Below are 18101 nucleotides of genomic sequence, written 5' to 3'. Positions count from 1 at the left end.
AAGAGCCCAAGCTAATTCAATTTTCAGCAAAAAAGGCGTATGATAGATAAAAAGCATAAGCAAGCATAAAGCATTAGTTAAAAGAAAGAGGAAGTTAAGCGTGACTGCCAAGAAATTAGAGAACAACAGTAACCACGCGGTTATTGCTGAAGAGGTCAAGATCCTGACTGACTTGCTTGACGAAAGCACCCGCCACCTGGTTGGCGACGAAGAATTCGCCAAGATCAAGGGCCTGGTCAAAATCGCTGCCAGCAACGACCACAGCCAACTGGAAAGCCAGATTGCCTGCTTGAGCAATCAAGAAATGATCGTTGTTGCCCGCTACTTCGCGACCCTGCCGCTTTTGATCAACATTTCAGAAGACGTCGACCTGGCCAGTGAAGTCAACCTGCTCAACAACACGGACAAGGACTACCTGGGCAAGCTGGAATCAACGGTTGACCTGGTGGCAAGCAAGGACAATGCCGCTGAAATTCTGAGCTATGTCAACGTCGTTCCTGTTTTGACCGCCCACCCAACCCAGGTGCAGCGCAAGACCATTCTGGAACTTACCAATAAGATCCATGATCTGCTCCGCCGCTACCGGGACGTCAAGGCCGGCACCATCAACCGGGAAGAATGGACTGGGGAACTGCGCCGCTACATTGAAATCATCATGCAGACGGACATCATCCGGGAAAAGAAGCTGAAGGTCTCAAACGAAATCAAGAACGTCATGGTCTACTACCCTGACTCCTTGATTCCGGCCATCACCAAGCTCACTGCCCGCTACAAGGAACTGGCCCGGGAAAAGGGCCTCAACGTTGCCGGGGCAACGCCGATCACCATGGGCATGTGGATCGGCGGGGACCGGGACGGCAACCCTTATGTAACGGCGGAAACCCTCCGCTTGAGCGCGACGATTCAAAGTGAAGTCATTTTTGAATACTACATCAAGGCCCTCAACGACCTCTACCGGACGGTAGCTGTCTCAACTTCTTACGTGCAGCCCACGCCGGAAGTTGCGGAACTGGCCAAATTGTCCGCCGACAACTCCCCATTCAGAGAAAATGAACCTTACCGCCGGGCCTTCTACTACCTGGAAAGCCGCCTGGCCCACACTGAAATGGAACTTTTGGACGTCTTCTCCAAGGAAGCCGTAGTTAAGAAAGAAGCTGCTTTAAAGGCCCCAGTCTACAAGGATGCCTACGAATTCAAGGAAGACCTGGAAGCCATCAAGCGGTCATTGATCCAAAACCATGACCGGGCAGTAACCGGCGGCCACTTTGATGACCTGCTGGAAGCTATCGATGTCTTTGGCTTCCACCTGGCCACGATCGACATGCGGCAAGACTCCAGCGTCAACGAAGCCTGCGTGGCAGAACTCTTAAAGAGCGCCCGGATCTGCGACAACTACAGTGACTTGAGCGAAGAAGAAAAGATTCAGATCCTGCTCAGCGAATTAAACAATGACCCGCGCAGCCTCCACTCATCCAACTCACCGAAGTCAGAGCTTTTGCAAAAGGAACTGAAGATCTACCACACCGCCCGGATTCTCAAGGACACTTTGGGCGAGAACGTGATCAAGCAGCACATTATTTCCCACACCGAAAGCATCTCCGACATGCTGGAACAAGCCATCATGCTGAAGGAATACGGCCTGCTTGATTCTGAAAAAGCCCGGGTACAAGTCGTGCCTTTGTTTGAAACGGTGGAAGACCTGCAGAACTCCCGGGAAATCATGAAGCGCTACCTCAGCTTCGATATCGTCAAGCGCTGGATTGCTTCCAAGGGCAACTACCAGGAAATCATGCTGGGCTACTCCGACTCCAACAAGGACGGCGGCTACCTGGCGTCCTGCTGGAGTTTGTACAAGGCCCAAAAGGAACTGACGGCCATCGGCGAAGAACGTGGCATCAAGATCACCTTCATGCACGGCCGGGGCGGTACGGTTGGCCGGGGCGGCGGCCCATCATATGAAGCCATCACCTCCCAGCCATTCGGCTCTATCAAGGACCGGATCCGGACTACTGAACAAGGGGAAATCATCCAGAACAAGTACGGCAACAAGGACGCTGCCTACTACAACCTGGAAATGCTGGTTTCCGCCGCGGTTGACCGGATGGTCTCCAAACAAGCCGTCAGCCAGGACCACATCCAGGACTTCACGGCCTCAATGGACGGCATCGTTGCAGACAGCAACCGGGTTTACCGGGAACTTGTTTTTGACAACCCGCACTTCCACGACTACTTCTTCCAGGCGACGCCGATTAAGGAAGTCTCCAGCTTGAATATCGGCTCCCGGCCGGCAGCCAGAAAGAAGATTACTGAACTGTCCGGCTTGCGGGCTATTCCTTGGGTCTTCTCCTGGTCACAGAGCCGGGTCATGTTCCCAGGCTGGTACGGGGTTGGTTCAGCCTTCAAGCACTTCATCGATGCTGATCCTAACAATTTGAAGGAATTGCAGGAAATGTACCAGGGCTGGCCATTCTTCCACTCCCTGCTTTCCAACGTTGACATGGTTTTGTCCAAGTCCAACATGGAAATCGCTGAAAAGTACGCTGGGCTCTGTGAAGACGAAGCTACCCGGTCAGTCTTTGACATCATCAAGAAGGAATGGGAACTGACCAAGGAAGTCATCTTGCAGATCGAAGGCCACAGCAAACTTTTGGAAGACAACCCGTCTTTGGAAAGCAGCTTGGACTACCGCCTACCTTACTTCAACGTCTTGAACTACGTCCAGCTGGAAATGATCAAGCGGGGCCGGCAAGAAAAGCTCAGCGGCATCTACGAATCGATCATCCACATCACCATCAACGGGGTCGCTTCAGGCCTGCGTAATTCGGGCTAATCGCCACGGGTTTACACTTTAATAAGAAGCAAAAAAGCATGTTTTTTCAAACATGCTTTTTCTTCTTGCTTTTGCTTCGTGTTGTTTTAGTTTTTGATTCGGATTTTAATTTGCTTTAGTTTTTTAGCCTTAATCAGCCGCCTTGATTGAAGCGATGATTTCTTCAACCAGGTCAGGGTCATCCTTGAGGCCGGTCGTTTCCAAAACGACTTCCTTGACCGGTTCATCCTTGAGCATCTGTTGCAGCTTTTGGCTTTCAGCGTCTGCCGGCTCGTCAAAGTGGTAGATCTTGCCAACCGTTTCCAAGAGGGCGCTGTAGTCCAAGCCCCGGGCCTTCAGTTCTCTGATCGGCCGGATGAAGCGTTCATTGTAGCCCAGCTTGCGGATAGGCGTCCGGCCTACCCGGGCGATGTCGTCGGAAATGTAAGGGTTCTTGAAGCGGTTGATGACTTGGGCGTGGTATTCTTCCAGTTCTTCCTTAGTGAAGTCCCACTTGGCCAAAAGGAGGGAACGGGTTTCAGCCAATACGCGGGTTACCTGGTCAACGACCCGGTCATCCTTAACGGCTTCCCCAATCGTTTCATAGCCCAGAGCCTTGCCAGTGTAAGCAACAGTGGCGTGACCGGTGTTGACCGAGAACAGCTTCCTTTCAATGTATGGTTCAAGGTCTGGCGCGTAGTGAACGCCTTCCAAGCGAATCTTCGGATTCTTCATCTGGCTTTCGTCGATGACCCACTCCTTGAAGTCTTCAACTGAAACGAAGAGCGGGTCTTCATTGTGCTGAATTGGCACGATCCGGTCAACAGCGGCGTTCGGGAAGCCAACATACTTGTCAACTTCAGCCTTGTCTTCGTCGCTCAAGTGCTTGTAAACTTCTTCCTTCAAGAACTGGGAACCGCCGATCATGTTTTCACAGGCAATGACATCCAAAGGTTCGTGATTTTCCTTGACTCTCGCGCTCAAGCCTTGGGCGATCAGAGGAGCAATGATCTTCAATACCTTGGGGCCGATAGCCGTGGTGACCATGTTGGTCGTCTTGATGGCTTCGACAACCTTTTCAGGGTTTTTGGCGTTGTTGATCCCGGTCACGTTGCTGATGTGAATCTTCTTTTGCCCCGGGGCGGCCAGTTGAATATCGTATTCACCCCGCTCGACCAAGGCATCAATGATCGTTTCGTTAACGTCGACAAAATCAATTCCAAAACCGTTGGCTGCCAAAGTTTCGCCAATAAAGCCGCGGCCAATATTACCTGCACCAAAGTGTACTGCTCTCATTTTTATTTTTCTCCTACTTTGTCTAACAAACCGATAATTTCTTCTGGCGTTTGCGCGTCGGCTAATTTTGCTACGTTGGCAACGTCGCTGCAGAACAGGGCAATCTGGGACAAGAGCGCTAAGTGCTCATTGCCCAAGCCCGCGATTCCGAAGACGACAGTCACCAGCTTCTCCTGCTGGTCATCGGGTTCGCTGAAGTCGACCCCCATCGGGATCTGGACGACCGAAATTCCAGTTTTCTTGATGTACTTCTTGCCTTCATCAGTGCCATGCGGAATGGCAATAAAGTTGCCCATGTAGGTTGACACATCCGCGTTCCGGGCGAGCATGGCATCAATATATTCCGGCTCTACGCAGCCGTGGTCCACCAGAAGCTGCCCAGCCATGCGGATTGCCTCCTCACTGGTGGCAACATTCTGGTTCAACTTGATCATATCTTTTTCCAGTTTCATGCTTCTGCTCTCCTTACTTCAGCTTGTCAATCAGACCGCTGACTTCGCCGGCCTTGAGCAAGTCGTCAACCGTGATGACTTGAATCTGGTCATAGCGGATAGCCAGGTTCTTGCCAGCCATTGGCGTAACGATGACCAAGTGGCTTGGATCATTGTCCAGTTCATTGATTCTTACGGCCTTGACCGGAGTTTCCTTGCCGGCCTTCTGCATCTGGTCCTTGAACAGGCTGGAAGCCATCGTTACCGTACCCAGGTGCTGGTCGTGCCGGATGAAGTCGACTTCCTTGACCTTGCTGAAGTCGATAGCTGCCAAGCCGTCGCTCTTAGCGGCTGCCTTTTCATTCTTCTTGACCTGGTCTGCTTCTGGCAGGGTTTCACCGGCTGCCTTCAAGCGGGCAACGACCTGGTCGTATTTTGGCGTGCTGAGGAAGTTGCCGACTGATACGTGAAGCGCGTTTGGCGTCTTTTCCTTAGCCCGTTCTGCCAATTCTTCTTGGGTGATAACCAAAAGTCCTGGTTCATCCTTCAAGTTGCGGACAGCAGTGTTAGTAACTGGCAGCTTCAAGCCCGCCTTCTTCACCTTGTCTCTCAAAAGCGATGCCCCCATAGCGGATGAACCCATGCCGGCGTCGCAGGCAAAGATGATTCTTTGTACGTCCTTGTAGCTTTCAACTGTTTCAACAGCTGAAGCACCGTTTTCTTCTTCAGTCAAGCCCTTGGATTCTGCCTTCATGGCTGCCATTTGCCCTTGAGCAGCAGCCAGGTCGCCATCGCCACTCTTGTCCATCTTGTAGATGACAGCAGCTACGATAAAGGAAACGGCAGCTGAGCCAAGAACACCAACAATGTTGCCGAAGTAAGCATCCTTAGCTGAAACCAGCAAGATGGCGATAATTGAGCCAGGGCTGGCAGCAGCAGTCAAGCCACCGCCCAAGACACTGAAGAGGAAGGTCCCGGTAATCCCGCCGGCCATGGCGGCCAGGATCAAGATTGGCTTCATCAGAACATACGGGAAGTAAATTTCGTGCACCCCACCGAGGAAGTGAACGATAATGGCACCCGGAGCAGAACTCTTGGCTGAACCTTTGCCAAAGATTGAGCAGGCCAGCAGGATCCCCAGACCAGGGCCAGGGTTTGATTCCATCAAGAAGAGGACCGACTTGCCGATCTTAGCGGCTTGCTGGATCCCCAAAGGCACCAGGACACCGTTGCCGATCGCGTTGTTCAAGAACAAGACCTTAGCTGGTTCAATCACCAGGTTGGCCAGTGGCAGCAGGTGGTGGGCGATGATCCAGTCAACCCCGTTGGCGATCCAAATCGTGGATACAACCAAAATAGGTCCGATCAAGAAGTAGCTGATGGCTACAAAGATCATCCCCATGATCCCCTGGGAGAAGTTGTTGTAGATCATTTCAAAGCCGGCCTTGACCTTGCTTTGGAAGGCCTGGTCAAACTTCTTAAGGCACCAGGCGCTGAGCGGCCCCATGATCATGGCCCCCAGGAACATTGGAATCCCCGTAGCCTTGTTGGCAGCGTATGGGTAAAGAGCCGGATAAACGATGCCTTGCGCTACCGGGTTGGCCCAAGGGAAGGCCAGGACGATGGTCCCGACAACGGAGATGGCACCAACTACGCCCCCTCTTTCCTCATAAACGCTCTTGCCGCCCGTGTAGGCGATCAAGATTGGAATCATGAAGTACAGCATCGAGCTGGTAAAGCTGTTGATGTACTTGTTCGGGAACCAGCCATTTGGCGACATGAAGATCGCGGTCATGAAGCCCCAGGCAATAATCGCGCCGATGTTTGGCATGATCATGCCTGACAGGAAGGTCCCGAATTTTTGGATCTTTGCCTTAGCTGAGCTCTTGCTCTGAGTTTCAGACATTACTTTTCCTCCTAAACACTAAAAACTACTAAAAACAATAAAACTTACTCTACTTAACTTTTACTTACATTTTTATCTTATTATCAATTGTTTCCGCTTTCAACGGAAAGAAAATAGAACTCTGGCACTGAAAACGGTGCCAGAGTTCCATTTGTGATTTTTGCATTATCGTTGGCCGCGAGCCTGGTTCAACTGCTGGGTCACTTGCCCCAAATACTGCTGGGCAATGCCAGCCGCGATTTCCGGGCAGTTGCCTTCTTCAAACAAGCGAAGCGTCTGATCGCTCATAACCAAAAAGCTGCTGATCATTCCCAGGATATTGGCGCTGGCTTCTGGCAAATCCTCCGGTGCCAAAAGCAGCAGCTGCCGCTTGACCATGATCTGGCTTTGATCCATCGCCACCATAGAAATTGGCTCTGCCAGCTCATAAATGGCAAAGAAGCATTTTTTGACAGCCGGCGTCCTTGTGTGCAAGAGGGCCAGATGACTGCCGGGCAGGCCCAACGGGGCCAGGTCCATCCGTGACTTCAGCCGGCGGGTAACTTCCAGCCGGTCTTTAACATACTCGCTTGGCACGGCGTTGACAATGGCGGCCAGAATGTCTTCCATATCCATCCCTTGGCTGGCCAGCGGCTGCAAGGTCATCTCCCGCAAGAGCTGCTGGCAAAATGAACTTTCCTGGGCCAGCTTGGTCAGCATGGCTGAAGGATTTTTGAAGCGGCGCGGCTGTTCGACTTCGTTTTTTTCCGGATATTTGGCTACGTAGGCAGCCACCTCGCTTTTAACCCGGTCCAGTTCCCCGCCTAAAAGCAAGGGACTGACCAGGTGGTACTCACGGGGGAAGCCAGGCAAATCTAAAGTAGAAAAGATGATGTCATAGTCTTCCAGTTTTAATTGAGCCAGGCCAGAAGCCCGGGCGGTCTTGACCTGCTTGATTTCCGGAAGCTCTTTTTGCAAGCGGGTCGCCAGAATGGCTGATGTTCCCAAGCCGTTGTCACAAATCACCAGAGCCGACAGGTTGCGGCGTGGTTGCCGGTTGCCGTATTCATTAGCAAAATACAAAAGCAGCAGCTGCAGCTCCGCGACATTTAGTTCCTCTGAAAAGTCCAGCTTCCAAGCAGCTGTGATTGCTTCGTAGAGCTTTGGAAAGTGCATGGTCAACTGGCTTAAGGTCTCAATTCGCACGTTAGGCAGCCGCTTGACCTGGTGCTGGAGCAAACCGGAAATGTGTTTTTGCAGCCGGCGGGCAAAGGCCGGGTTCTTGCTAAAGTCAAAATGTACCTGGTCAGAAACATCTTGAATAAATTGGCCAACCCGCAAATTGACAAAGACCTCCTGGTCGTCATTGGCAAAAGGCACCCGTTGGCCAGCATAAGCTTGCAGCTGGTTGGCCAAAAATGCCACTTCATTTTGTGTCAATGTGACTTCTTCATCATCCAGCTTGGCGAAAATTTGGTAAACATAACTTTGGTATTTCAAAGAATCTGGCTTAGCCGCCGTGTTTTCCACGCTTTTGCCCTGCCGCTGGCGGTCCAGGCTGATGGTAAACAGAAGGATCATTTCAATCAACTGGTAGTCGGTTTCAAAATTGAAAGACGGCAGCAGCCCTTTGACAGCCTGCCAACATTTCTGTAAGTCCTTTTTTGGTAAAAGATCGATGAAAAAATTGCCTGACTTTTCCTGGCCCGGCTTATTGAGGTAGGCAAAAAAGACATAGTCATTGCTTTCACTGAGCAAAATACTGTTAAGAATTCTCCGCCGCTGGCTTTCCTTGCCGCTGATCTGAACCCCCAGACCCTTGGTCCGCTTGAGCAGCACTTGATACTTGGCCAAGGACCCATCTACCGAGTCCAAGTCGGTTTGAACGGTAGCTTCGCTAACACCCAATTGACCAGCCAAGGCAATGATTTTTTCCGGTTCGTCTTTCAATAAAAGCATGGCGGCCAGAGCATTGCCCCGGTCTTCGGCCTTCATCTCTCCTTGACTCTTGCTTTCTTGCACTTCAGCGCGCAGGTCGGCAATCGCCTCAGTCGGCCCAGTCAGCTGCAGATAGCCCTTCTTGTTGGTCAAGGTCAAGTCTGATTTAGCTAGTTCTGGCCTCAGCAAGCCAAATTCCCGGTAGAGGGTCCGTCGGCTGGTCGCCAGCCTTTTTTCCACTTCCGCCAAACTGATGCCGTCTTCGTTTTCTAGCAGAATCTGTAAAATCCTTTTCTGCCGGTCGGTCACAATCATTGCTCTGCCCCCTCTGTCAAAATTACGCCACTATTGTAGCAAAAGTAAATTACTTTTGCTAATGAATAATAATTACTTGCTTTTTTCAATAAAAATAGACAGACGCCTAAGCGCCTGTCTGTTTTGCGTATTTGCCTGTTACTAAAAATTATTCAACCGTGACGCTCTTAGCCAGGTTACGTGGCTTGTCAACGTCCAGGCCCTTGTTCTTGGAAGCGTAGTAAGCCAAAAGCTGAGTCGGCACTACTGACAGCAAAGCTGACAGGTAGTAGTCGATTTCCGGCAAAACGATGTTGTCGCCTTCCTTGGCAAATTGCTTGCCAACAATAGTGATCACGTTGGCCCCGCGGGAAGCTACTTCCTGGATGTTGCCCCGGGTGAGGTCAGCCGTTACCGGGTCGTTGATCAAGGCGATAACCGGCGTGCCGTCTTCGATCAAGGAAATCGTCCCGTGCTTCAGTTCAGCAGCGGCGAAGCCTTCAGTTTGAATGTAGGAAACTTCCTTCAGCTTCAAGGCTCCTTCCAAGGCAACGGCGTGGTCAATCCCCCGGCCGATGTAGAAGGCGTTTCTTGATGGAACCAGGTACTTCTTGGCCAGTTCTTCGATCTTTTCCTTACCGTCAACGATTTCCTGGATGCCTTCAGCAGCCAGGCTCAAGCCTTGCTTCAAGTTCCAGTCCTTAGCTTCCTGGTCGCCCAGCTTTTCACCAACGGCCTTGGCTAAAATTGCCTGCAGGGCAACTTGAGCGGTGTAAGCCTTGGTTGAAGCAACGGCAATTTCCGGACCAGCATTTAAGAGCATGGTATAAGTTGCTTCTCTTGACAAGGTTGACCCTTCAACGTTGGTCATGGTCAAGCTTGGAATCCCCCGCTTGTTGGCTTCAGTCAAGACCACGCGGGAGTCGGCAGTTTCACCAGATTGGGTCAGGAAGATGAAGAATGGGTGCTTGGACATCATTGGGAAGTGGTAGCCAGCTTCTGAAGCATAGCCAACTTCAGTTGGGATGCCCGTAAACTTCTCAAAGATCTGCTGGCCAACCAGACCTGCATGGTAGGAAGTACCAGCCGCGAAGATGTAGATCCGGTCAGCCTGGCTGACAGCGTCGACGATCTTTTCGTCAACAACTGGCTTGCCTGCTTCATCCAGGTAGTCAGTTGACAGGCGGCGCATTACAGCTGGCTGTTCATCAATTTCCTTGAGCATGTAGAATTCGTAAGTGCCCTTAGAAGCGGCATTCGGGTCGATGTCCAAAACGTGAGCTTCTCTTTCAACCTTGTTGCCGTCGTAGTCTTGGATTTCGATTGAGTCCTTGGTTACGTCAGCACAGTCGCCGTCGTTCAAGGCGATAAAGGTCTTGGTTTGGTCCAGAACGGAAATCGCGTCTGACGCGATAATGTTGAAGCCATCACCCAGGCCCAGCATCATCGGGCTCTTGTTCTTAGCAATGTAAATGTGGTCTGGCTTGGTGTTGTCTACCAGCAAGAAGGCGTATGAGCCCTTGACCAGCTTCAAAGCCTTCTTGAAGGCGGTAAAAGCATCCAGATTGTCGTCCTTGGCAAACTTAGCTACCAATTGCACGATAACTTCAGTGTCGGTTTCAGACTTGAAGTGAACGCCTGCCAAATACTTTTCCTTCAATTCCAGGTAATTTTCAATAACGCCGTTGTGGACCAGGTAGAAGCGGCCGTCTTCTGAGTAATGCGGGTGGGCGTTTTCTACTGTCGGATGGCCGTGGGTTGCCCAGCGGGTGTGGCCGATCCCGGTCGTCCCTTCTTCTTCTGGCGTCAGCTTCTCTTCCAGATTGGCGATCCGGCCGACTGCCTTGGTCAAGTATTCATGCCCTTGTAAATCATTGAGGTAGATACCGGCTGAGTCGTAGCCGCGGTATTCCAAGTTCTTCAAACCGTTCAAAACAACTTCTCTAGCTGGCTTGCCAACTACACCGACAATTCCGCACATATGTCTTCTCCTTTGGTCTAGTTCAATTTAAGTGATTGGACTAATTTGTATTTTTGCGCTTGCAATAGGAATCATAGCTGTTTTTTTGGCCCGGGTCAAGTCTTTACTCTCAAATTGGTATAATTGTAAGCGGTAAATTGGCCAGCTTAACTTTTTCTTTGCAAAAAGGTCTAAAAAAAGCCCCCATCTTGCCAGATGGAGGCTTAAAATCAATCTTCTTTCTTGTCTTCTTCCTCGTTGCTCTCCGCGCTGACCGGGATTGGCCGGTGCTCAATCGGAGTTGAGAAGGCGATTTCGGTCTTGGTGCGGCCGAATTTCTGCAGCTCGTTGACTAAGTGGTCCAGTTCTTCTGGCCGCCGGTAGGCCGCCTGGATCAGCATGGAGTAGTCCCCCGTCACGCAGTCGCACTGGATGACGTTTGGGATCTTCTCGATGAAGGGGTAGAACTCGCTCTTGTCTTCCGGCTTGACTTCCAGATTGATGAAGGCCTTGACCACGTAACCCATGGACGAGTAGTCGATGTCCGCATAGTAGTGCTTGATAAGATCGTTGGCCTCCATCCGTCTGATGCGGTTGGCTACGGCCGGAGAAGACATGAAATTGGCTTCCGCGATATCCTTGACGGAAATGCGGGCATTCTTTTCCAACATTTGTAAAATGCGTCGGTCGGTTTTATCGATTTTGTATTCAACCATTTCGTTCTCCCACCTATTCAACAGCTGCACTGGTTATTTTAATCGTTTTATTAAAAATATTATATTCCTACAAGAACTCAGTGCAAGACTTTTTCTGAAAAAAGACTTATAGCTTGCATCCCGCCATTAAGCAAAGAAGCTGACGATCAAGGTCAAGATCGGCAGTCCCCCTTGCATCAAAAGGATCTTCGGCTGGCTGGTCACGGCCCCGTAGGCCGCAACCAGAATCATGTAAGCCAAGAGCAGCTGCAAAACGATCTTGCTCAAGGCGAAGGCGGCAATCAAGGTCAAGACTGCCAACAAGCCGTTGTAAATCCCCTGGTTCTTAAAAAGGACGTTCAAAGCCGGACGGCGCAGTTCCTCTTGGCTGATCTGAAAGACTTCCGCGGTTTTCTTGGAAGTCGTTGCAAAAGTTTCCAAATACATGATATAGAAGAACTCCGCCGCCACCAGGCAGGCTAAAATTTGTAAAGCTATTTTCATTGTTAACTCCTCACTTTGTCAAATCAGCATAAGCTGATAGTGACATTTTACTTAAAACTGAATGATAAAGTCAAACCATATGTTGCCGATCATTCACAGTCGTTGCTTAAATCCGCGATTTTCCTGGCCGGTATGCCGGCAAATACCCCATTGGCTGGCAGATCCTGGTCAACCACGGCTCCAGCTTCCACGACAACGTTGTCGCCGATTTTGACCCCGGCTAAAACCGTGACTCTTGCCCCAAGGCAGACGTCATTGCCAATTTCAACCCCCTTGGCCTGGGCCAGGCGCTGGCGGCGCTGGTGGGTTGACCGGGGATGGGCAATTGTCGTTAGCAGGCAGTTGGGGCCAAAAGTCACGTAGTCGCCAATGTGGACCTCGCCGGCATCTTCGATGGTTAAACCGCTGGCCGCAAAAAAGTGGTGGCCGATATAGATGTTGGGCCCATTCAGGCAGCTGAAGCTGGTTCCAAAGACGGCCTGGTCCCCCAAAGCTCCCAGGTGCATCTTTAAGCGCAAGAGCTGGGCCGGCCGGTCCAGGTTGTTGCCCTGCCTCAGTTCATCGTTCCAGATGATCCCGGCTTCTTGATAATACTCAACTTCCGGGGCGGTCAACTGGTAGAAGCCGCCAGCGCGCATTTTTTCTAATTCATTCATGGTCTTTTTCCTTTAAGCTTTTTCTCAACAGTTAATTATAAGCGAAAACGTTTATTAAAAAAGCTTTCAACAGAAAAAATGCTCTGAAAAATCAAACCATATTCGTGCTGGTCACATAGGCCCGCTGGCCTGGCATCTCTGCTACCAGCTGCAGGCGGAGGCGACCAGAATAATTCTTAATCCGGAAATTCTCTTCAACGATTTCGCCATCAGCTTGGCTGCCCAGACGCCTCAAGAGGGCATAAAATTCCTTCTTATAGATGGTCTCAAAAGCTTCGCCCTCCAAGCGCAAAGACTTGATCAAATTCTGGGAGGCCTTGTTGGCATAAATGAGCTCAAGTTTTCCCTTCCGATCCAGGACAACCATGACCGGAACAGTTTCCACCAGCTCTTGGTTATTTCTCCCGCTGAAAGGATACAAGGCGTTCAAAACATTGACCTGGCCGATCTTTTGGTAAAAGTCGTGCTCAGCCTGGCTTTCAAATTCCAGGCCACGCTCCTTCCTTTTGGCCGCAATCTTGTCTTTTGGCAGGGGCTGGGAGAAGTAGAAGCCTTGAGCTAAAACGCAACCGATAGAATGGAGGAAGTCGTATTCGTCCTTGGTCTCCACCCCTTCTGACAAGGTCTCAATGCCCAGCCGCTTGGCCATGTCGATCACGTCCATCAAGATAGTTGGCGTTTTTTCATTGGCGTGACGAAGAAAGGCCATGTCGATCTTGAGCAGGTCAAAGTCAAAGTTCTGCAGACTGTTTAAAGATGAGAAGCCGCTGCCGAAGTCGTCCAGCCAGACTTGGTAGCCGTCTTCGTGGAAGCGGCTGATGTGTTCCTTGATAATGGCTTCGGTATTGCTGAGCAAGGCTGACTCGGTAATTTCAATTCTGATCTGATTGCTCTTTACTCCATGCTGGTTCAAAATGGCGTTGATTTTTTCATGCAGGTCGGGCAGCTCCAGGTCATAACGGGACAGGTTGACTGAAACCATTGGATAATTTTCGTCTTTTTGCATGGCTTCTGCCAAGTCCTGGCAGACCAGGTCCAAAATGTGCAGGTCCAGCTTGTGGATAAGGTGCCCCCGCTCCAGGACTTCAATGAATTCGCCAGGGTTCAAAAAGCCATACTTGGGGTCGACCCAGCGGGCCAACGCCTCATAAGTACTGATCTTGGAGCTGAAGGTGTCCACGATTGGCTGGTAGTAGACCTTGATCCAGCCCTTGGCCACAGCTTCATCAATGTGACTGAGGAGGTAGTTTGCCAAAGTCAGGTCAGCTTCCATTTTCGGATCATAACGGCAATAGTAGTTCCGGTAGTTGCCGACGGCATTGTTGGCCGCGATTCTGGCCCGGTCCATGACAAAAGAAACCTGCTGGTCATTGGCCGACAGCGGGTAGATCCCGGCTCTGATCGAAGCCCCGAAGGCTTCATCCCCGATAATGGCGTCATGAATATTCCTAATGGCTTGATCTACTTTGTTATCGGGAACCAAAGCGTAAAAGTGGTCAGCAACCGGCCGGACCAGCCAGGGGCTGCCCACTTCCTGGCCAATTACTTGAGCCAGCCGCTTTAAAAGCTCATCGCCGGCTTTCAGCCCATGCTCTTTGTTAAAAAACTTGAAATTGCTGATGTCAAAGTGGACCAGGTCCAGTTTCATACCAGGATCAGCCTTGATTTCGGCTAATTCATAGGCAACATGGTGGCGGAAGGCCGTCACGCTGCACAGGCCAGTCACGCTGTCAGCTGAAGAGCCTTTTTCCACGTAAAAGGACTTTTGCAAAAGCCCTGACATGTGGCTGGAAACAATCTGCATGACCGGAAGGGCCAGATCCATGTCTTTAGGTTGGTCTGCCCCGACAAAGCCGACCAGGTCATTTTCAAAGTAAAATGGGCACAAGACCAGACTGCTGATCTCCTGGCGGGAAAATATCCCATATAACACGGGATCAGCCTCCTTGAAAGCAGCCATGTCGCTGATATAGTAACCAGAATTTTCCCTAAAGGCCTGGGCAAAAGGCGAGCCAAGATCAGCCCGCGGCATGTCCTGCAAGGTTGCCCGCTCGGAAACAACTCCCGGCGCGCACCATTCATAGGTGTTGTCATAGAGCTGCTTGTCATTCAGCTGGAAGATATAAGTCCGGGCAGCCCCTAGTTTTTCCCCGATTTCACCGAGGAAGATCATGATCGCGTCGCTAGGATCCCCATCCTGCATGGCCCGGTCCATACAGTGGTTCATCATTCCTACATAGCCCATCATTTTATTTGCTTCCGCGGGAGAAAGACTGCTGAAATCAAAATTCCTCTTAAAAGCACCAAATTTTTCCAAGCTTTACCTCACAAGCAAAACACGAATTTCCTAGTCAAAACACCGTTAACTGAAGAAGGCACTCGCGGCTTGGCCGGAGTGTCTACCTTTTAAAGCAAAAAATACTATAAAGCATTCGATTAGTAAAATCAAGTTATTAGCGTGAGATAATAAAATACTTATTAACCAAGCGGAGAAACGCTGCTATTTATTGTTTTCATATGATATTTCATAAATTATTTATTATCGGATTTGCTTTTTTTCTCCAGGTATTCCAGCAAAAAAGTCCGGGCTAAAGAGTTTGGCCGGATCTGCAGGCGGGCTTCTTCTATGCTCAGCCAGTTCCAGGCATCAATTTCTTCGTTGGGGATAACCCTTTCCTTCTGGTCAACGGTCACCGTATAGTTGAGCATCAGGGTGTTTGAGGGGGCAAAATACTGGCTGCGGTTGAAGTGGAGGCTTTTGGCCCTTAAATGGAGCTCCTCCATTAATTCTCTTTGGCAGGTAGCTTCAGCGTTTTCCCCTTTATTAACGTAGCCAGCCACCAGGATATAGGAGTCCTTCCCGTACTGCTTGATTAAGAGGACCTGGTCGCCTGCCTCATTCATGACGATCATGCTGACGGCAACAGAAAATACCGGAAAGCGGAAGTCCCCGCATTGTTCGCAATATGGGATCAAGCCATCCAGAGGCAACTCCTTTTTAGTCAATTTTTGCCCGCATTGGGGGCAGTAGTTCAGTTCAAACATTTTTTAGTCACTCGCTTATCTACTCAATCTGTTATCTGCTTCAGTAGTTAACATTTAAATATACTTGCTGCCTTCCCGCCGGCTCAAAGGACTAAGTTGGCGGGAAGCGATATAGCTTCTGACCCAGGCCGGGTTGGTCTTCGAGTAGTCCCTTAAGGCCCAGCCGATAGCCTTGTTGACAAAAAACTCCTGGCTGCCCAGGTTGAGGTCGATGATTTGCCCCAAAAGGTCTGGGTCCGTTGCCTCTTTTAAGCCTAGCTGGAATTCTATTGCCGTCCGCCGGACCCAAAAGTCGGGATCTTGCGCCCAGGCCAGCATGAGGGCGGCCGTCTTTTCCCTGTTTTCCTCATCTCTGACAAAAACCTGCCCCACCAGTTTGACCAGACCATCGACGCTGTCCCACCAGAACTTGGTCTCAGCCAGCTGCTTGATTTTTCCTAAATCCTTAAAAGTCAGCTGCCTTTCTACTCTTTTCAAGTAGTCCAAGGCAAAGTACTGCATTTCCCGGTAGTCGTCCTTAAAGCAGAGGTCAACCAGGTCCCAATCTATTTCTTCTTTAGTCACGCCTTTTAAAAAAGGTCTGGATAGGTCCCGGCGCAAGGGACTCTTGATCCCGTAGAAAGGAAAAAGATTCCGCATGTACTTGCTCATGGCCTGGGCGTTTTCTTCATTGGCGGCAGCTGCATAAGCCTTTTTAACTGCCTGGTACTTTGAAAAAGAAGTCATTTTTTCACCGAGCTTTCATCTTTATGTCAGTCTGTATGGTAAAATATAAGCTATTGTGTGCTCTAGCACAATAGTTTCTAATTTATATTTTCTAGTTTTTACTTTCTATTTGTTATTTTAACTTGATTTATGGAGGATCAACATGAAAGAAAAGTTGACGCATGCTGAATCGCTGACGATTTCCAGCATGCTCTTCGGCCTCTTCTTCGGGGCCGGGAACCTGATTTTTCCTGCCTACCTGGGGGAAGCCAGCGGGGCCAATCTCTGGATCTCCCTCCTGGGCTTCTTGATCACCGGGGTGGGCCTGCCCCTTTTGGCCATCGCCTCTTTGGGGATGACCAGGTCAGAAGGCTTATTAGACCTCTCAAGCCGGGTCAGCCACAAGTACAGCTACTTCTTTACCTGCCTTCTGTATCTGACCATCGGGCCCTTCTTCGCCATTCCCCGCTGCTTCACGGTTCCTTTTGAAACCGGGATTTCTGCCCTTTTGCCAAGCGGGATGAGCAAAAGCACCGGCCTCTTTATTTTCTCACTGATCTTCTTTTCGATCATGCTTTTCTTCTCTTTGAGACCAGGCCGGATCATGGACTGGATCGGCAAGTTTCTGACTCCGGCCTTCTTGCTCTTTTTCTTCTTTATCATGATCACCGCGCTTCTTCATCCCTTGGGCAGCTACCAGGCAGTCAAGCCGGTTGGCGAATACGCCAGCGCCCCACTAATCAGCGGGGTCTTGGCCGGCTACAATACCATGGATGCTTTAGCGGGCCTGGCCTTTGGCATTATCGTCATCTCCAGCATCCGGACCTTCGGGATCACCAAGCCGGAAAAAGTTGCTTCCGCGACCTTAAAAACCGGTATCCTCACCTGCCTTTTGATGGCGGTGATCTATGCCATTACCGCCCTGGTCGGGGCCCAGAGCCGGAGCAGCCTGGGTCTGGCCGCTAACGGCGGGGAAGCCCTGTCCGCGATTGCCCGCCACTACTTCCCAGGTCTGGGGGCAGTAATTTTTGCCTTGATGATCTTCGTGGCCTGCCTTAAGACGGCGATCGGCCTCATCACGGCCTGCAGCGAGACTTTTGTGGAAATGTTCCCCAAAACCCTGTCTTACAACAAGTGGGCCATCATCTTCAGCCTCCTGGCCTTTGGGATTGCCAACATCGGCCTAACCACCATCATTTCCTTCTCTCTGCCAGTCTTGATGCTGCTCTATCCGCTGGCGATTTCCTTGATCCTGCTGGCCTTGACCAGTAAGCTCTTTGACTTTAAGCAGGTCGACTACCAGATCATGACGGCTGTTACCTTCCTCTGCGCCCTGGGCGACTTCTTCAAGGCTTTGCCGGCAGGGATGCAGGTCAAGGCAGTTACCAGCCTTTACGGCCGCCTCCTGCCCCTTTACCAGGACGGGCTTGGCTGGCTGGTTCCAGTCGCTGTTACCTTTGTCATTTTGGCCATTAAGGCTTCAATCAGCAAAAAACGCGCCTAACGCAAAAACAGAGTTTCCAATTAAGAAGGAAACTCTGTTTTTTCTATTTTCTGATGAATTGCTCATCGCCGGCCGCCTCTTCAGCTGAGACGTAGCGTTCAACGCTCATGTGCAGGTCATACTTCTCACGAAGCTTGGCCAATTGGCCCATCATCGGCGAAGCGTGGTGGGCATCCAGCGCTGCCTGGCTTTCCCAGCTGTCGATCAAAAGGATTGTTTCCGGGTCATCCAGGGGCTGGAAGTATTCATAGCGGAGGTTGCCAGCTTCTTCCCGGATGGCCTTGGCCACCCCGCTTGCTTCCATTTCCGCCGCGAACTTGCGGGCGCTGCCGTTTTGGCCGCGGTAGTAAAGGTTGACTGTTAAACTCATTTTTTCTCC

Annotated in this window: 14 protein-coding genes; 2 read left to right on the top strand and 12 right to left on the bottom strand. The window is 50.7% G+C overall.

Going from position 1 to position 18101, the window contains the following annotated elements; translation table 11 throughout:
• Positions 1-100 precede the first annotated feature (100 nt).
• Entirely contained in the window at positions 101-2830 is a 2730-nt protein-coding gene (ppc, locus tag ACYVUT_RS02590) for a phosphoenolpyruvate carboxylase (RefSeq protein WP_484501425.1), read from the top strand.
• A gap of 129 nt (positions 2831-2959) precedes the next feature.
• Here ppc and ACYVUT_RS02585 read toward each other — a convergent pair whose 3' ends face one another.
• From ACYVUT_RS02585 to ACYVUT_RS02535, 11 genes are all read right to left on the bottom strand, one after another.
• Entirely contained in the window at positions 2960-4105 is a 1146-nt protein-coding gene (locus ACYVUT_RS02585) for a mannitol-1-phosphate 5-dehydrogenase (RefSeq protein ID WP_439776219.1), read from the bottom strand.
• Positions 4106-4107: 2 nt separating this feature from the next.
• Positions 4108-4557 carry a PTS mannitol transporter subunit IIA gene (locus ACYVUT_RS02580; protein ID WP_439776218.1) on the bottom strand — a complete coding sequence of 150 codons (450 nt, stop codon included), beginning with the start codon at positions 4555-4557 and terminating at the stop codon, positions 4108-4110.
• Between the two features lie 13 nt (positions 4558-4570).
• Positions 4571-6442, bottom strand: a complete 1872-nt coding sequence (locus ACYVUT_RS02575; protein ID WP_484499861.1) for a PTS mannitol transporter subunit IIBC — start codon at positions 6440-6442, stop codon at positions 4571-4573.
• A gap of 165 nt (positions 6443-6607) precedes the next feature.
• The gene (locus ACYVUT_RS02570) at positions 6608-8674 is read right to left on the bottom strand and encodes a BglG family transcription antiterminator (RefSeq protein ID WP_484501424.1); all 2067 of its coding nucleotides are present in this window, start codon (positions 8672-8674) and stop codon (positions 6608-6610) included.
• Positions 8675-8822: 148 nt separating this feature from the next.
• Positions 8823-10634: a glutamine--fructose-6-phosphate transaminase (isomerizing) gene (gene glmS, locus ACYVUT_RS02565; RefSeq protein ID WP_484499859.1), complete on the bottom strand. Its 1812-nt coding sequence runs from the start codon at positions 10632-10634 to the stop codon at positions 8823-8825.
• A gap of 209 nt (positions 10635-10843) precedes the next feature.
• Positions 10844-11329 (bottom strand): Lrp/AsnC family transcriptional regulator, encoded by a 486-nt coding sequence (locus tag ACYVUT_RS02560; protein WP_439775698.1) that lies wholly within the window; start codon positions 11327-11329, stop codon positions 10844-10846.
• Between the two features lie 126 nt (positions 11330-11455).
• Positions 11456-11812, bottom strand: a complete 357-nt coding sequence (locus tag ACYVUT_RS02555; protein ID WP_484499858.1) for a DUF1304 domain-containing protein — start codon at positions 11810-11812, stop codon at positions 11456-11458.
• An 89-nt stretch (positions 11813-11901) separates the two neighbouring features.
• Positions 11902-12468 (bottom strand): DapH/DapD/GlmU-related protein, encoded by a 567-nt coding sequence (locus ACYVUT_RS02550; RefSeq protein WP_484499857.1) that lies wholly within the window; start codon positions 12466-12468, stop codon positions 11902-11904.
• A 91-nt stretch (positions 12469-12559) separates the two neighbouring features.
• Positions 12560-14716 carry a sensor domain-containing diguanylate cyclase gene (locus ACYVUT_RS02545; RefSeq protein ID WP_484501423.1) on the bottom strand — a complete coding sequence of 719 codons (2157 nt, stop codon included), beginning with the start codon at positions 14714-14716 and terminating at the stop codon, positions 12560-12562.
• Between the two features lie 284 nt (positions 14717-15000).
• Positions 15001-15513 carry an NAD(+) diphosphatase gene (locus ACYVUT_RS02540; RefSeq protein WP_484501422.1) on the bottom strand — a complete coding sequence of 171 codons (513 nt, stop codon included), beginning with the start codon at positions 15511-15513 and terminating at the stop codon, positions 15001-15003.
• 54 nt (positions 15514-15567) lie between these two features.
• A complete protein-coding gene (locus tag ACYVUT_RS02535) occupies positions 15568-16239 on the bottom strand; it encodes a DNA alkylation repair protein (RefSeq protein WP_484501421.1) in 672 nt (223 codons plus the stop codon).
• A gap of 142 nt (positions 16240-16381) precedes the next feature.
• Here ACYVUT_RS02535 and brnQ point away from each other — a divergent pair, with 142 nt between their 5' ends.
• On the top strand, positions 16382-17722 hold the full coding sequence (brnQ, locus tag ACYVUT_RS02530) for a branched-chain amino acid transport system II carrier protein (RefSeq protein ID WP_484501420.1): 1341 nt from the start codon (positions 16382-16384) through the stop codon (positions 17720-17722).
• 43 nt (positions 17723-17765) lie between these two features.
• Here the strand turns inward: brnQ and ACYVUT_RS02525 are convergent, their stop codons facing one another.
• On the bottom strand, positions 17766-18092 hold the full coding sequence (locus tag ACYVUT_RS02525; RefSeq protein WP_484501419.1) for a putative quinol monooxygenase: 327 nt from the start codon (positions 18090-18092) through the stop codon (positions 17766-17768).
• Positions 18093-18101 lie beyond the last annotated feature (9 nt).

It is taken from the genome of Lactobacillus sp. WILCCON 0059 (assembly GCF_057197985.1).
The sequence above is the reverse complement of the archived record's forward strand: the minus strand, read 5'-3'. Positions and strand labels throughout refer to the sequence as shown.

What these genes read in the sequence shown, in the direction of transcription:
- ACYVUT_RS02585 (WP_439776219.1), bottom strand. Translation starts at nt 4,105, where the DNA reads ATGAGAGCAGTACACTTTGGTGCAGGTAATATTGGCCGCGGCTTTATT.
- ACYVUT_RS02580 (WP_439776218.1), bottom strand. Translation starts at nt 4,557, where the DNA reads ATGAAACTGGAAAAAGATATGATCAAGTTGAACCAGAATGTTGCCACC.
- ACYVUT_RS02575 (WP_484499861.1), bottom strand. Translation starts at nt 6,442, where the DNA reads ATGTCTGAAACTCAGAGCAAGAGCTCAGCTAAGGCAAAGATCCAAAAA.
- ACYVUT_RS02570 (WP_484501424.1), bottom strand. Translation starts at nt 8,674, where the DNA reads ATGATTGTGACCGACCGGCAGAAAAGGATTTTACAGATTCTGCTAGAA.
- glmS (WP_484499859.1), bottom strand. Translation starts at nt 10,634, where the DNA reads ATGTGCGGAATTGTCGGTGTAGTTGGCAAGCCAGCTAGAGAAGTTGTT.
- ACYVUT_RS02560 (WP_439775698.1), bottom strand. Translation starts at nt 11,329, where the DNA reads ATGGTTGAATACAAAATCGATAAAACCGACCGACGCATTTTACAAATG.
- ACYVUT_RS02555 (WP_484499858.1), bottom strand. Translation starts at nt 11,812, where the DNA reads ATGAAAATAGCTTTACAAATTTTAGCCTGCCTGGTGGCGGCGGAGTTC.
- ACYVUT_RS02550 (WP_484499857.1), bottom strand. Translation starts at nt 12,468, where the DNA reads ATGAATGAATTAGAAAAAATGCGCGCTGGCGGCTTCTACCAGTTGACC.
- ACYVUT_RS02545 (WP_484501423.1), bottom strand. Translation starts at nt 14,716, where the DNA reads ATGATGGGCTATGTAGGAATGATGAACCACTGTATGGACCGGGCCATG.
- ACYVUT_RS02540 (WP_484501422.1), bottom strand. Translation starts at nt 15,513, where the DNA reads ATGTTTGAACTGAACTACTGCCCCCAATGCGGGCAAAAATTGACTAAA.
- ACYVUT_RS02535 (WP_484501421.1), bottom strand. Translation starts at nt 16,239, where the DNA reads ATGACTTCTTTTTCAAAGTACCAGGCAGTTAAAAAGGCTTATGCAGCT.
- brnQ (WP_484501420.1), top strand. Translation starts at nt 16,382, where the DNA reads ATGAAAGAAAAGTTGACGCATGCTGAATCGCTGACGATTTCCAGCATG.
- ACYVUT_RS02525 (WP_484501419.1), bottom strand. Translation starts at nt 18,092, where the DNA reads ATGAGTTTAACAGTCAACCTTTACTACCGCGGCCAAAACGGCAGCGCC.